The organism is Bradyrhizobium sp. JHI2711 (genome assembly GCF_056156565.1).
This window is the reverse complement of record NZ_JBPZPT010000002.1, coordinates 1,039,917-1,054,575: the sequence shown is the minus strand read 5'-3', so window position 1 is coordinate 1,054,575 and position 14,659 is coordinate 1,039,917. Positions and strand designations below refer to the sequence as shown.

Annotated in this window: 13 protein-coding genes; 3 read left to right on the top strand and 10 right to left on the bottom strand. The window is 64.4% G+C overall.

Translation table 11 applies throughout. The annotated features are described in order from the left end of the window. The first annotated feature begins 15 nt into the window (after positions 1-15). The gene (locus ACTEK7_RS17515) at positions 16-477 is read left to right on the top strand and encodes a carboxymuconolactone decarboxylase family protein (RefSeq protein WP_225146292.1); all 462 of its coding nucleotides are present in this window, start codon (positions 16-18) and stop codon (positions 475-477) included. A gap of 133 nt (positions 478-610) precedes the next feature. On the opposite strand, the gene ACTEK7_RS17510 is transcribed toward ACTEK7_RS17515, so the two are convergent. The 6 genes from ACTEK7_RS17510 to ACTEK7_RS17485 form a co-directional block, all read right to left on the bottom strand. After that, positions 611-1,471, bottom strand: a complete 861-nt coding sequence (locus tag ACTEK7_RS17510; RefSeq protein ID WP_036021055.1) for a D-amino-acid transaminase — start codon at positions 1,469-1,471, stop codon at positions 611-613. Positions 1,472-1,657: 186 nt separating this feature from the next. Then, complete coding sequence (locus ACTEK7_RS17505) at positions 1,658-2,389, bottom strand: amino acid ABC transporter ATP-binding protein (protein ID WP_035997285.1); 732 nt, start codon at positions 2,387-2,389, stop codon at positions 1,658-1,660. A gap of 12 nt (positions 2,390-2,401) precedes the next feature. Beyond that, positions 2,402-3,094 carry an amino acid ABC transporter permease gene (locus tag ACTEK7_RS17500; RefSeq protein WP_035997282.1) on the bottom strand — a complete coding sequence of 231 codons (693 nt, stop codon included), beginning with the start codon at positions 3,092-3,094 and terminating at the stop codon, positions 2,402-2,404. A 3-nt stretch (positions 3,095-3,097) separates the two neighbouring features. Then, positions 3,098-3,829, bottom strand: coding sequence for an amino acid ABC transporter permease (locus tag ACTEK7_RS17495; protein ID WP_035997279.1), 732 nt, complete (start codon positions 3,827-3,829; stop codon positions 3,098-3,100). A 118-nt stretch (positions 3,830-3,947) separates the two neighbouring features. After that, a complete protein-coding gene (locus ACTEK7_RS17490) occupies positions 3,948-4,859 on the bottom strand; it encodes an amino acid ABC transporter substrate-binding protein (protein WP_225146291.1) in 912 nt (303 codons plus the stop codon). 87 nt (positions 4,860-4,946) lie between these two features. Continuing rightward, complete coding sequence (locus tag ACTEK7_RS17485) at positions 4,947-6,344, bottom strand: M20 family metallopeptidase (protein WP_225146290.1); 1,398 nt, start codon at positions 6,342-6,344, stop codon at positions 4,947-4,949. A gap of 295 nt (positions 6,345-6,639) precedes the next feature. On the opposite strand from ACTEK7_RS17485, the gene ACTEK7_RS17480 reads away from it, so the two are divergent. Next, positions 6,640-8,019 (top strand): LLM class flavin-dependent oxidoreductase, encoded by a 1,380-nt coding sequence (locus ACTEK7_RS17480; protein WP_225146289.1) that lies wholly within the window; start codon positions 6,640-6,642, stop codon positions 8,017-8,019. Between the two features lie 161 nt (positions 8,020-8,180). On the opposite strand, the gene ACTEK7_RS17475 is transcribed toward ACTEK7_RS17480, so the two are convergent. The 4 genes from ACTEK7_RS17475 to ACTEK7_RS17460 all read right to left on the bottom strand — a co-directional run bounded on the left by ACTEK7_RS17475 (position 8,181) and on the right by ACTEK7_RS17460 (position 13,463). Further along, positions 8,181-9,842 (bottom strand): thiamine pyrophosphate-binding protein, encoded by a 1,662-nt coding sequence (locus ACTEK7_RS17475; protein WP_225146288.1) that lies wholly within the window; start codon positions 9,840-9,842, stop codon positions 8,181-8,183. A gap of 108 nt (positions 9,843-9,950) precedes the next feature. After that, positions 9,951-10,454, bottom strand: a complete 504-nt coding sequence (locus ACTEK7_RS17470; protein ID WP_225146287.1) for a GFA family protein — start codon at positions 10,452-10,454, stop codon at positions 9,951-9,953. 151 nt (positions 10,455-10,605) lie between these two features. Then, the gene (locus ACTEK7_RS17465; RefSeq protein ID WP_225146286.1) at positions 10,606-11,733 is read right to left on the bottom strand and encodes an alkene reductase; all 1,128 of its coding nucleotides are present in this window, start codon (positions 11,731-11,733) and stop codon (positions 10,606-10,608) included. A gap of 233 nt (positions 11,734-11,966) precedes the next feature. Continuing rightward, positions 11,967-13,463 (bottom strand): aldehyde dehydrogenase family protein, encoded by a 1,497-nt coding sequence (locus ACTEK7_RS17460; RefSeq protein ID WP_225146285.1) that lies wholly within the window; start codon positions 13,461-13,463, stop codon positions 11,967-11,969. A 182-nt stretch (positions 13,464-13,645) separates the two neighbouring features. On the opposite strand from ACTEK7_RS17460, the gene ACTEK7_RS17455 reads away from it, so the two are divergent. Then, positions 13,646-14,491, top strand: a complete 846-nt coding sequence (locus ACTEK7_RS17455) for an SDR family NAD(P)-dependent oxidoreductase (RefSeq protein WP_225146284.1) — start codon at positions 13,646-13,648, stop codon at positions 14,489-14,491. Positions 14,492-14,659: the final 168 nt, after the last annotated feature.

The window sequence follows — 14,659 nt, the reverse complement described above, 5'->3', positions numbered from 1 at the left end:
AAAAGGAGAACGACCATGAAGCCCCGCATGAACTACTACCAGGCCGCGCCCGATACGATCAAAGCGCTGGTGGCGCTTGAGCAGCAGATCCAGTCGACCGGCCTGGAGAAATCGCTGATCGAGCTGGTCAAGATCCGGGCCTCGCAGATCAACGGCTGCGCCTTCTGCATCAACATGCACACCGAGGACGCCCGCAAGCGCGGCGAGACCGAGCAGCGCATCTACCTGCTCAACGCCTGGCGCGAATCCCCGCTCTATTCCGGCCGTGAGCGCGCCGCGCTGGCCTGGACCGAAGCGGTGACGCTGATCTCAGAGACGCATGCGCCAGACGAGACTTACGAACAGGTCCGCGCGCAGTTCTCCGAAGAGGAGACGGTGAACCTGACCATGCTGATCGGTGCCATCAACGCCTGGAACAGGATCGCGATCGCGTTCCGCGCCGTGCATCCGGTGAAGGTGAAGGCGTCAGTGGCTTAAACCGACGGCAACGGACGGTCTCGTAGGGTGGGCAAAGCGTAAGCGTGCCCACCATTCTTCAGCAAAAACGGGAGAAGGCGTGGGCACGGCGCAAGCGCGCCTTTGCCCACCCTACGACCGCTACGTATGCCGCTTACACCGCCGTCGCCTTGGCGAAGTCCACGTAGATCTCGCGCAGACGCGTCGCCATCGGGCCGGGCTTGCCGTCGCCGATAGTCTTGCCGTCGATGGCGACCACCGGCTGCACGAAGGAGGATGCGCTGGTGATGAAGGCTTCCTTGGCGGCGAGCGCTTCGGCGACCGTGAAGGAACGCTCCTCGACGCGGAGCTGGCGCTCCTCGGCAAGCGCGATCACGGCCTTGCGGGTGCAGCCGGGCAGGATCGCGTTGGAGTTCTGGCGGGTGACGATCACGTCGTCCTTGGTCAGGATGAATGCCGTGGACGAGCCGCCTTCGGTCACATAGCCATCCTGCAGCATCCAGGCTTCGCCGGCGCCGGCTTCCGCCGCGGCCTGCTTTGCCAGCACCTGCGCCAGCAGCGCCACGCTCTTGATGTCGCGGCGCTCCCAGCGGATGTCGGGCACCGTGATGACGTTGATGCCGGTCTTGGCCACCGCGGCATTGATGATGTCCTTCTCCGACGTGAACATCACCAGGCTCGACCTGACGTCAGCCTTGGGGAACGGGAAGTCGCGCCCCTTGTCGGCACCGCGCGTCACCTGGAGATAGACGAGGCCGTTCACGAGCTTGTTGCGCGCGATCAGCTCCTTCTGCAGCTCGGTGATGCGCTCGATGGTCTCCGGCAGCTTCAACTTGATCTCGCCGACGGACCGCTCCAGCCGCGCCAGATGCGAAGCATTGTCGACCAGCTTGCCGTCGAGCACGGCCGAGACCTCGTAGATGCCGTCGGCGAACAGGAAGCCGCGATCGAGCACCGAGATCTTGGCTTCCGAGAGCGGGACGAATGAGCCGTTGACGTAGGCGATCGAGTCCAAGGCAGGTCTCCTGGGAGGGAAGGGATTTGGCCACCGGTATAGGAGATTTGGCGGGCTGGATAAACCCACGATCCGTCATTCCGGGGCATTCGCAAGGCGAATGAGCCCGGAATCCATCTCACCGCGGTACTGCCCCGCTTGATGGATCCCGGGCTCGCGCTACGCGCGCCCCGGGATGACGACGGGTTAATGCGACAGAATCTTCGACAAGAACTTCTGCGCGCGGTCGCTGCGGGGTTTGCCGAAGAAATCGTCCTTCGCTGCGTCCTCGACGATCTCGCCGCGGTCCATGAAGATGACGCGGTTGGCGACTTTGCGGGCAAAACCCATCTCGTGGGTGACGACCATCATGGTCATGCCCTCGCGGGCGAGATCGACCATGACGTCGAGCACCTCGCTGACCATTTCCGGATCGAGCGCCGAGGTCGGCTCGTCGAACAGCATCACGATCGGATCCATCGCGAGCGCGCGAGCGATGGCGACGCGCTGCTGCTGGCCGCCGGAGAGCTGCGCCGGGAATTTCTGCGCCTGCTCCTTCAAGCCGACGCGCTCGAGCAGCTGCATGCCTTTGGCCTGCGCCTTGTCATGCCCCCTGCCCAGCACCTTCTCCTGCGCCAAGCAGAGATTGTCGATGATCTTGAGGTGCGGAAACAGCTCGAAATGCTGGAACACCATGCCGACGCGCGAGCGCAGCTTCGGCAGATCGGTCTTGGGATCGTTGACCTTGGTGCCGTCAACGAGGATGTCGCCGCTCTGGAACGGCTCCAGCGCATTGACGCATTTGATCAGCGTCGACTTGCCCGAGCCGGAGGGGCCGCAGACCACGACGACCTCGCCCTTGGTGACATTGGTGGTGCAGTCGGTCAGCACCTGGAAGGTGGGGCTGTACCATTTGTTGACGTGGCTGATTTCGATCATGAGCGGGGAGCCCTAGCGAATGATGGCGATGCGCGCCTGGAGGCGGCGGACGCCGTAGGACGCGATACAGGAGATGGTGAAGTAGACCACGGCGGCGAACAGATACATTTCGACCAGGCGGCCGTCACGCTGCGCCACCTTGCTCGCCGCGCCCAGGAAGTCGGTGATCGACAGGACGTAGACCAGCGAGGTGTCCTGGAACAGCACGATGGTTTGCGTTATCAGCACCGGCAGCATGTTGCGGAAGGCCTGCGGCAGCACGACGTAGCGCATGCTCTGGGCGTAGGTCAGCCCCAGCGCACTCGCCGCGGCCGGCTGGCCGCGCGAGATCGACTGGATGCCGGCGCGCATGATCTCGGAGAAATATGCCGCCTCGAACATGATGAAAGTGACGAGCGAGGACGTGAACGCGCCGACGCTGATCGGACGCGAGGCGCCTGTCACCCACTGCCCGATATAGGGCACCAGGAAGTAGAACCAGAAGATCACCAGCACCAGCGGCAGCGAGCGCATGAAGTCGACATAGATGCCGGCGATGCGGCCCAGAATCTTGAATCCGGACAGGCGCATCAGGGCGAGCGCCGTGCCGAAGACTAGGCCGCCGAGAGCTGCGAGGAAGGTCAGCGTCAGCGTGAACGTCATGCCCTCGTAGAACAGATACGGCAGCGCGCGGCGGATGACGTCGAAATCGAGATTGCCGAGCATCGCTTATTTCCCCGTGATGTAGCCGGGGATCGCAACCCAGCGCTCGAGGAAGCGCATCGCGGTCACGACGACGGCGTTGACGAGGAGATAGAGGATGGTCGCGGCGGTGAAGGCCTCGAACACCTGGAAAGAGAATTCCTGCATCGAGCGCGCCTGTCCGGTCAGCTCGAGCAGGCCGATGGTGATGGCGACGGCGGTGTTCTTGATGGTGTTGAGGAATTCAGACGTCAGCGGCGGCAGGATGATGCGGAAGGCCATCGGCAGCAGCACGTAGCGATAGCCCTGCACGGTGGTCAGGCCGAGCGCAGTCGCCGCCATCTTCTGCCCGCGCGGCAGCGAGGAGATGCCGGCCTGCAGCTGCACGGCTACGCGCGCCGACATGAAGAAGCCGACCCCGATCGCCGCCGTCCAGAACGGCGCGTTCGGCAATTGCTTCAGCCACAGCCCGGCCGCCCTCGGCAGAATTTCCGGCAGCACGAAAAACCACAGGAAGAGCTGCACCAGAAGCGGCATGTTGCGGAAGAATTCGACGTAGGCGAAGCCGAACCAATTGGCGCCCTTCGACGGCAGCGTGCGCATGACGCCGACGATCGAGCCCGTGATCAGCGCGATCACCCAGGCCAGCGCCGCGGTCTTGAGGGTCAGCGCCAGCCCCGACAGCAGCATGTCGAGGTAGGTGCCGGTCCCCATCGGATTCGGCTGGAAGAAGATTCCCCAGTTCCAGTTGTAGTTCACGTGTCCCCCGCGCGAACGCGCCCGTCATTGGACGTCTTGAGCGCCTATGCAAATGTCCGGCCACCCTGGTGTCAAGAGTGGCCGGACATGATTCCGATCGAAAGATCGAGGTTTTATCTTACTTGTAGTCGTCCGGGTTCGGCGAGTCCGTCGGCTTGGCGAACTCGTTCTTCAGCTCGGCCGAGATCGGCGTGTTGAGGTTCAGGCCCTTCGGCGGGATCTTCTGGGTGAACCACTTGTCGTAGATCTTCTCGGCCTCGCCGGAGGTGTAGAGCGCAGCCGTGGCCGCATCGACGACCTTCTTGAACGCAGGATCGTCCTTGCGCAGCATGATGCCGTAGGGCTCCGGCTTGGAGAACGCATCCTTGGAGATAACGTAGTCGCCTGGGTTCTTCGAACCGGCGACGAGGCTCGCCAGCAAGATGTCGTCCATGACGAAGGCGACCGCGCGGTCGGTCTCGACCATCAAGAAGGCTTCGGCGTGATCCTTGGCCGGAATGATGTTGGCGCCGAGGCCCTTGGCGGCGTTGGCTTCGGTGAGCTGCTTGATGTTGGTGGTGCCGGCGGTCGAGACCACGGTCTTGCCCTTGAGGTCATCGATCGACTTCAGGCCGCTCGACTTCTTGAAGACATAGCGGCTGGCGGTCAGGTAGTGGGTGTTGGTGAAGGCGACCTGCTTCTGGCGCTCGGCATTGTTGGTGGTCGAGCCGCATTCGAGGTCGATGGTGCCGTTGGCCATCAGCGGGATACGGGTCGCCGAGGTCACCGGGTTGAGCTTGACCTCGAGCTTGTCGAGCTTGAGCTCCTTCTTCACGGCGTCGACGATCTTGTAGCAGATGTCCATCGCGAAGCCGACCGGCTTCTGGTTGTCGTCAAGATAGGAGAACGGGATCGAGGAATCGCGGAAGCCGAGCGTGATGGCACCGGTGTCCTTGATGTTCTTCAGCGTGCCGGTCAGCTCCTGGGCCCCGGCTTGGCTGACGACGAGGGTCGCGGCGAGCGCGAGCCCGATGTGACGGAAATGTTTCACGTTTTTCTTCCCCTTTCGGATGATGCGGCCCGGATGCAAGCACAAATCGGGCCGGATTAGAATGTAACTTTCGGCTGGATCGTCGGCTCAGGTTAACGGGCCTGTCAGTGGCTTTGGCAACTCTCCGAGATCCCAGAACAGCCCGGCCATCACCGTCAAGGCCTCTTCGGTCAATGGCAGCAGGATGTGCTCATTGGGCGCATGCTGGGAGCAGCCGGGATAGGAGTGCGGCACCCAGATCGTCGGCAGTCCCAGGATCTCGGAGAACACGTCATTGGGCAGCGAACCGCCGAAATTCGGCAGGACGGCCGGCGCCTTGCCGGTGGTCGCTCGCACCGAATCCGCCGCCCATTTGATCCACGGACTGTCGAAATCGGTGCGCGATGCAGCAAAACTCTGCGCCGCGCGCACCTCGACCATCGGAAAGCCGCGTCCGACCAGATGTGCGCGGACAGCGTCGATCAGCCCTTCAACCTTGGTCCCAACCACGAAACGCAGTTGCAGCACGGCACTGGCCTGGCCGGGGATCGCGTTGGCCGGCTTCTCGATATTGCCTGAGGACATCGCCAGCACTTCCAGCGTGTTCCAGGCGTAGAGCCGTTCAGCGGCCGATAGACCCTCCTCGCCCCAATTTTCGGCCAGCGCCGGCTCGTCCGCAGTCGGCACCACCTCGACGTCGGCGAGATAGGAGCGGATCTGGTTGGTCAGCCGCGGCGGCTTCAAGGCATCGAGCTGGAGACGGCCGCGGCCGTCGACCAGGGTGGAGATCGCGTTGACCAGGATGGTCGCGGGGTTGGCGAGCACGCCGCCCCAATTGCCGGAATGGTGGCCGCCGTCGCGCAAGTTCACGTCGAGATGGATGCGGATGCCTCCACGACAGCCGAGAAACAGCGTCGGCCGATCGGCCGAGAGGCGCGGCCCGTCGGAGGCCATGAACAGGTCGGCCTTGAGCGCGTCGCGATGGAGATCGCAGACCTTGCCGAGATCGGGCGAGCCGATCTCCTCGCCCATCTCGATGATGAACTTGGCGTTGAAGCCGAGCTTACCGCCGCGCGCCTCGCGCACCGCACGCAGCGCGGCCATATTGATGCTGTGCTGCCCCTTGTTGTCGGCGGTGCCGCGGCCATAGAGGCGCGTCCCGGAAGCATTGGTGCGCCAGGGATCCCGGCCATCACGCCACTCGCCTTCCATGCCGTCGACGACATCGCCATGGCCGTAGACCAGCACGGTCGGCAGCGAGGCGCTCTCGTGATGCTCGGCGAACAGGAACGGCGCCTTGCCGCTCGGGGATTCGACGATGCGGCTGGAAAAATCGAGCGCGGCGAAAGCCGGCTGCATCTCCTGCTCCAGATAGGCGCGCAGCTCGGGGCCGCGCTGCGGATTCTGGCTCTCGGTCTTGTAGGCGACGCGGCGGTCGAGTTCAGCGAGGAACGCGCCGGAGTTGAAATCCTCACGGGCGCGGGCGATGGCGTCGGCTCTGGTCATACTTGCTTTTCGAGATGTGAGACGAAGGACCTTACCTGAGGCGGGTTGGCCTTCGAAAGTGGCGGGGACTTGGATGGTTTCTTGTAGTTCTCTTGTAGCTCTCTTGGGATTTTCGTTCTTGCTTCCTTGAGACTGACTTGCCAAGCGCAGCTGCGACGCTGACTTTGGCCTTGCCAAGCGCAAGCCTTCTATTCTTGGCCCTTGCCAAGGGCCAAGAATATGCAAGAACTTCGCCAAGTTGGGGCGCACATCTATCATTCGAAGAGCGCTCAGTACAGGGCGCCGAGGGACCAGCATGGCCAAAGAGATCAGGCTCAACGCCTTTGCGATGAATTGCGTCGCACACCAGTCACCGGGCCTGTGGACCCATCCGCGCGACCGCACCGCCGATTATAACCGCCTGCCCTACTGGACCGATCTCGCCAAGACGCTGGAGCGCGGCCGTTTCGACGGGCTGTTCCTGGCCGACGTACTCGGCGTCTATGACGTGTATGGCAACAGCCCTGACGCAGCCTTGCGCAATGCAGCGCAGACGCCGTCGAACGAGCCGCTGCTGCTGCTGTCGGCGATGGCGGCGGTGACGCAAAATCTCGGCTTCGGCGTCACCAGCAATCTGTCGTTCGAGCCGCCCTATCCGTTCGCACGGCGGATGTCGACGCTCGATCACCTCACCGAGGGGCGGATCGGGTGGAACGTCGTCACCGGCTATCTCGACAGCGCCGCGCGCGGTGCCGGCAAGGACAAGCAGACCGGCCATGACGACCGCTACGACATCGCCGACGAATATATGGAGGTCGTCTACAAGCTCTGGGAAGGCAGCTGGGAAGACGATGCCGTGCTGCGCGACCGCAAGCGCGGCATCTTCACCGACCCGGCAAAAGTTCATCGCGTCAATCATGCGGGCGCGAACTACCGCATCAACAACACCATTCACCTCAGCGAGCCCTCGCCGCAGCGGACGCCGGTGCTGTACCAGGCCGGCACTTCGCCGCGCGGCCGGCAATTCGCGGCCAAGCATGCCGAGTGCGTGTTCATGTCGGGACCGTCGGCCAAGGTGATCGCGCCGCGCGTCTCCGCGATCCGGCAGGAGGCCGCCGCGCTCGGCCGCAACCCGGCCGAGATCCTGATGTTCTCGATGATGACGATCATCCTCGGACGGACGGAAGCCGAGGCGAAGGAAAAATACGCCGACTACCGCCGCCACATCAGCCCCGAAGGCGCGCTGGCGCTGATGTCGGGATGGACCGGCGTCGACTTCTCCGGCTACGACCTCGACCAGCAGGTGCGCCACGTCCAGAACGATGCCGGCCGCAGCGCCATGGACAACGTCACCCGCGCCGACCCCGACCGTGTCTGGACCGTGCGCGACGTCATCGAGCATGTCGGCATCGGCGGCGCCGGCCCGGTCGTGGTCGGCACGCCCGAGATGGTCGCAGACAAGATCGAAGGATGGTTCGAGGCGACGGATGTCGACGGCCTCAACGTCGCGTTCGCGATCTCGCCCGGCGATTTCGAGGATATCGCCGACATGCTGGTGCCCGAGCTGACGCGGCGCGGGAGGTACAAGAGCGAGTACGCCAAGGGCACGTTGCGGGAAAAACTGTTCGGCGAGGGCCGCGCGCGCCTTGACGCGCCGCATCCCGCGGCGGAGTATCGCGTGGGGAAGAAGGGGTAGGCGGAAGATCGCGCCACAGCCAGGCTGTCGTCCCCGCGAAGGCGGGGACCCATAACCACAGGAAGTAGTTTGGCGAAGACTCGGGAGCTCGATACGCCTACCAGCCGCAGTCGATAGATCACGCGGTATGGGTCCCCGCCTTCGCGGGGACGACTGCGGGGCTACACCTTCCCGTCCACCATCACCTCGATCAGCTTGGTTCCCGGCCGATTGAACGCTGACGTCAGCGTTGCCTTCAGTTCGCTAACATCGCTGACCTTGATCGCCTCACAGCCGAGTGCCTTGGCGACGCCGGCGAAATCCACGGGTGGATCGACGAAATCCATGCCGACGTAATTGTCATCGCCGTGGAAGGCGAGCAGGCGCTGCTTGATGATGCGATAGCCGCCGTTGTTGGCGATGACGACGTTGAGCGGCAGCTTGTGATGCGCCGCGGTCCAGAGTGACTGGATCGAGTACATCGCGCTGCCATCGCCGGAGAAGCACACCACGGGGCGATCGGGATTGGCAATGCTGGCGCCGACTGAGGCCGGCAGGCCCCAGCCGATGCCGCCGGAGGCGAGCCCGTGATAGCCGTAGCGGTCGCGATGCGGATACAGGGCCGTGATCTGGCGGCTGGAGGTGAGACCTTCATCGACCAGGATGGCGTTGTCAGGCATCGCCTCGACCATTTGCAGCACGAGGAAGTCCGGATCGATCGGTGTGCGGCCTGCACTCTTGCCGATCTGCTCGACCAGCGCCGCGCGGCGCGCGGTCCAGTTCTTCGGCGCGAGCTCGGCGAGACGCTGCTTGGCGCGGCTCGCGAGGGCTGCGCCGCCCATCTCCTTGAGTACCGGGATCAGCGCGCGCAGCGTTTCCTTCAGATCCGCCTTCAGCGCGATCTCGGCCCCGTAGTTCTTGGCGATCTCCCAATCGACGAGGCCGATCTGCACGATGCCGAGGCCCTCAGGCAGCGCATCGACCTCGCTATAGACCGACATCCGCAAGGGATCGCCGCCGAGCGCGATCAGCAGATCGTAGGGCGCGAGCGTATCGCGGGCGACCTTCTGCACGCGCGCGAGCGTGCCGACGAAGCTCGGGCTTTCGGACAGAAAGTGCGAGCCGTAGGGCGTCGAGGACTGATAGGCCGCAGCGCCGAGCAGCTCGGCCAGTTCAGCCGCCTCCGTCAAAGCATCGCTCTTGACCACCTCGTCCATGGTGACGATCACGGGACGCTCAGCCTTGAGCAGGCGTGCGGCAAAGGCCTTCAGCGCCTCGTCCGACGGTTTCGTGCGCGCATCGATGCGGGTGGAGCGGCCGAGATCGATCCCGGCTTCGCTGTTGAGGATGTCGCCGGGCAGCGAGATGAACACCGGCCCGGTTGGCGGCGTCATCGCCACCTTGGCGGCACGGCGCACGATGCGCGGCAGGTCCTCCAGCCGTGTCACCTCGACCGCCCATTTCACCAGCGGCTCGGCCATGCGCACCAGCGGACCATAGAGCACCGGCTCCATCAGACCGTGGCCCTGCTCCTGCTGGCCCGCCGTCAGGATCATCGGCGTGCCCGTGAACTGGGCGTTGTAGAGCGAGCCCATGGCGTTGCCGAGGCCGGGCGCGACGTGAACGTTGCAGGCGACGAGCTTGCCCGAAGCGCGGCTGTAGCCGTCGGCGATCGCGACCACCAGGCTCTCCTGCATTGCCATCACATAAGTGAGATCGGGATGGTCCTTCAGCGCATGCATGATCGGCAGTTCGGTGGTTCCAGGGTTGCCGAACAGATGCGTGATGCCCTCGTCCTTGAGCAGCGCGAGAAAGGCGGAGCGGCCGGTGATCTTGTTCTTCATGTTTCCTCCAGGAGCGGACCGTTGCCGCAAGGACCGAAAGCATGATGGCCGAGATGCTGGCAGAGGCGCAAGGAAGCGCGGTCATGGCTGCGTTGCGCGGGAGAGGCGCTACATCTCCTCCCGCCCGAGTTCGAACGGGTCGTCCCCGCCAGCGCGCTTCTTCCTTTTCGAGCGCTGCCAGACGACGCCGGGAAAGCCCTTCAGCGGCACCAGGGGCTCGCCGGTATAGGCCCATTCCTGCAGCTCCTCGATGGCGATGTGATAGAGCGGCTGGCGGCCGGTGCGCTCGTTGAACAGGGCGCGGGAGATGTTGACCATGTGCGGCCCGCGCGGGCGCTCGTACATGATCGGCGTGCCGCAATGCGAGCAGAAGCTGCGCGCGGTCTTCGTCGCCTTGTCCTCGTAGCGGGTCAGCGCGGTCTTGCCCGAGGTGATGCGGAAGCGCTTCTTCCAGCTTCCGACATAGGTGGCGTAGGCCGCGCCATGGGCGCGGCGGCTGGCAGCGGAATGATCGTGCCAGGCCCAGCGCGCGGGCACGTCGATCTCGAAGGCGACCTTGCCGCAGAGGCATTGGCCGGTGGCGATCCCTGCGGCGGCTGCGGCTTTGGCCATGGACGTCTCTCCGTCGTCATTGCTAGCGCAGCGAAGCAAGCTCGTCATTCCGGGGCGATGCGAAGCATCGAGCCCGGAATCCATCCCACGTCCAGGTATGCGGCCCGATGGATTCCGGGTTCGCGACTTCGTCGCGCCCCGGAATGACAGATCAAGCCGGCGTCAGCTCGTCATACACCGGATAATCCGTGTACCCCTTCTCCTCGCCGCTGTAGAACGTCGCGCGATTGTACGGCGTGATCGGGTAGCCGTGCTCGAGACGACGCGGCAGATCAGGATTGGAGATGAAGATGCGGCCGAAGGCGATGATGTCCGCATGTCCGTCGGCGATCGCCGCATTCGCGGTCTCCCCGGTGAAGCCGCCGGCGGTCATCAGCACGCCGCTGTAGAGCGGACGGAACAGCACCATCGCCGATGGCACGTTCTGCCAGTTGACCTCGGCGCGGCCCGCACCGCTCGAGCGCGGCTCGATGAGATGCAGATAGGCGAGACCGAGCTTGTCGAGCGCCTTCACCACGTAAGTGTAGAGCGGCATCGGATCGGGCTCGCCGGAATCATTGGCGATGCCGTAGGGCGACAGCCGCACAGCGACACGGTTCGAGCCCCAGACGTCGATCGCAGCCTGAGTGACCTCGAGCAGAAGGCGCGCGCGGTTCTCGATTCCGCCGCCATATTGATCGGTGCGCTGGTTGCTGCGCGATTGCAGGAATTGCTCGAGCAGATAGCCGTTGGCGCCGTGGATCTCGACACCGTCGAAGCCGGCGGCGAGCGCATTCTTGGCACCCTGCCGGAACGCCTCGACGATGCCCTTCACCTCATCAGTCTCCAGCGCGCGCGGCGTCTCGTAGTCGGCGATCTTTCCGTCGGCCGTCATCGCCTTCATGCCTTCGGCCTTGATCGGAATTGCCGAGGCCGAAACCGGCAGCTCGCCGCCGTGGAAGGAGGAATGAGAGACGCGGCCGACATGCCAGAGCTGGAGAAAGATGATGCCGCCCTTGGCGTGCACGGCATCCGTCACCTTGCGCCAGCCCGCGACTTGCGCCTCCGAATAGATGCCGGGTGTCGCCGGATTGCCGCGGCCGTGCGAGAGCACCGGCGAGGCTTCGGCGATGATCAGGCCGCCCTTCGTCGCACGCTGGCCGTAATATTCGGCGTTGAGTGGCCGCGGCGCGAAAGTGTCGCGCTCGGCCCGCATGCGCGTTAGCGGCGCCATCGCGACGCGATGCGCGAGCTGGTAGGGACCGACCTGCAACGGCTTGAACAAGGCTTCGAATTTCATGTGGTCCCCGGATGTCTTTGAAAGGATGCAGATGATTGTGAGGGAGACTGACCGCCTGAAGGCGGTGGTTGTTCTCCCTCTCCCCGTTCTTACGGGGAGAGGGTTGGGGTGAGGGGCTGCCTCGGCAATCGCGGTGAGAGTGGACTCGCGGAGAGTCCCCCTCACCCGGAATCCGCGCGTTGCGCGAATTCCGCCTCTCCCCGCAAGCGGGGAGAGGCGAAGGAGAGCCGGCCTTACGCCGTCTTGATCCAGACGGCCTTCACGTTGAGATATTCCTCGACGTGCTGCTTGCCGGATTCGCGGCCGTAGCCGCTCATCTTGTAGCCGCCGAACGGCACGGCCGGATCCATCGCCTGGTAGCAGTTGACCCACACCGAGCCGGCACGCAAGCGTTTCGCCACCGCATGGGCCTTGCTGACGTCGCGCGTCCACAGACCGGAGCCGAGGCCGAACGTGGTGTTGTTGGCGCGTTTGACCAGCTCGTCCATGTCCTTGAACGCGATTGCGGAGATGACGGGGCCGAAAATCTCCTCCTGCGCGATGCGCATGTTGTCCTCGACACCCGCGAACACCGTCGGCGAGACGAAGAAGCCCTTCGACAGCGCGCCTTCGGTGACACGGCCGCCGCCGGCAAGCGCCCTCGCGCCCTCCTTCTGGCCGATGTCGAGATAGCCGGTGACGCGCTCGAGCTGCTGCTCCGAGACGAGCGGCCCGATCTGCACGTTGGGATCGAGGCCGTTGCCGACCTGCAGCTTCTTGCCGAACTCGGCGACGCGGTCGACGAATTCGTCATAGATCGAGTGCTCGACAAACAGGCGCGTTCCGGCGCTGCAGATCTGCCCTGAATTGGCGAACACCGCCATCGCCGCGCCGGGCACGGCGGCGTCGAGATCGGCATCGGCGAACACGATGTCCGGCGACTTGCCGCCGAGCTCGAGCGAGACGCGCTTGAGATTGCCGGCGGACGCACGGATGATCGACTGGCCCGTGACATGCGAGCCGGTGAAGGCGACCTTGTCGACGTCGTGATGCGAGGCGAGCGCCGCCCCCGCGGTCTCGCCATAGCCGGGGACAACGTTGATGACGCCGGGCGGCACGCCCGCTTCCATTGCGAGCTCAGCGATGCGCAGCGAGGTCAGCGGCGCTTCTTCGGCGGGCTTGAGCACCACGGTGCAGCCGGTCGCGATCGCCGGGCCGATCTTCCAGATCGTCGCGGTCAGCGGCCCGTTCCAGGGAATGATGGCGCCGACGACGCCGATCGGCTCCTTCAGCGTGTAGGAGAAGATCTCGCCGGGTAGCGAGTTCTCGATGGTCTCGCCGTGGATCGCGGTGGTCTGGCCGGCGTAATAGCGCAGCATGCCGACGGCGCGCAGGCGGTAGGCACGGGTGCGGCTCAGCGGCGCGCCCATGTCGAGCGTGTCGAGCTGCGACAATTCGTCGAAATTCTTCTCGACGAGATCGGCGAGCCTCAGGAGCAGGTTCTGCCGCTCGAACGGCTTGACCTTACTCCACGGGCCTTCGAAAGCGCGACGCGCGGCCGCGACCGCACGATCGATGTCTTCCTTGTCGCCTTCGGCGACGGTTGCGAGCAGCTCGCCGGTGGCGGGATTGCGGGTCTCGAAGCGCTTGCCCGAGGCTGCATCGACCCACTTGCCGTCGATCAGCATCTGCTTGTAGGACCCGTTGGCGAACGGATGGCGCGTGATCGGAATAGCCTGCGACACAGCCATGGCTGCACTCCCTGTCAGTTGAATTGATTGGTTCGATCTGGGCGGGATCGTTCGGCCGAGGATACAGCCGCGCCTGATAGGCGTAAAGGCAGCGCGGAACGAAGACCTCCCATGCCGACTTGTGCAGGGTCGCATCGCTGCCATGCTATAGCTCGGCTGAAGGCTTTCCACGGAGACGCTCGATGTCACATCCCGCCATCGTCAAGGACAATGTTGCCGTGATCACGGGTGGCGCAGCCGGCATCGGATTTGCCGCCGCCGCGGCATTTGCGCGCGCTGGAATGAAGGTATGTATCGCTGACGTCGACGAGACACGCTTGGCAGAAGCTGCAACAAAATTGTCATCCGTAACATCGGCCGCAAACGTCATGACCTCGGCCGTCGATGTCAGCAAGATCGAGAGCGTGACGGAACTCGAGCGCGCCGTCCACGCGCGGTTCGGCGGCACCGATGTCCTCATGAACAATGCCGGCATTCAGCCCGGCAGCACGTTGTTCGACGCGCCGGATAATTGGCAACGCATCATCGCCGTCAACATGTGGGGCATCATCAACGGCTCGCGCATCTTCGCGCCAAACATGATCGCCCGTGGCAGGCGCGGCCTCATCATCAACACCGGTTCCAAGCAGGGCATCACCACGCCGCCCGGCGATCCCGCCTACAACGTCTCCAAGGCCGGCGTGAAGGCCTTCACCGAGGCGCTCCAGCACGAGTTGCGCAACACGAATGACTGTCGCGTCACGGCGCACCTGCTGATCCCGGGCTTCGTCTTCACCGGCCTGACCGCAAAGGGACGCACCGAGAAGCCGGCCGGCGCCTGGACGCCGGAGCAGACGGTCGATTTCATGCTGGCTCGGCTGGAGGCCGGCGACTTCTACATTCTCTGCCCGGACAATGACGTGCCGCGCGCGCTCGACGAGAAGCGCATGCTCTGGGCGGCCGGCGATATCGTCGAGAACCGCCCGCCATTGTCGCGCTGGCATCCGGATTACGCCGATGCGTTCGCGAAGTTTGTGGCGCGAGAGTAGGCCTGCACCGCTCTCTCGCTCGCCCCCAGGGCTATCGCATATGACTTGTGGCGGCGGTCTGCGCGCACGCCTCGTCCTTCGAGACGGCGCTGACGCGCCTCCTCAGGATGAGGCTAATCGGCGTCAGTGCCCGTTGAAACTGCTGCCGCGCACTCCGACCTCATCCTG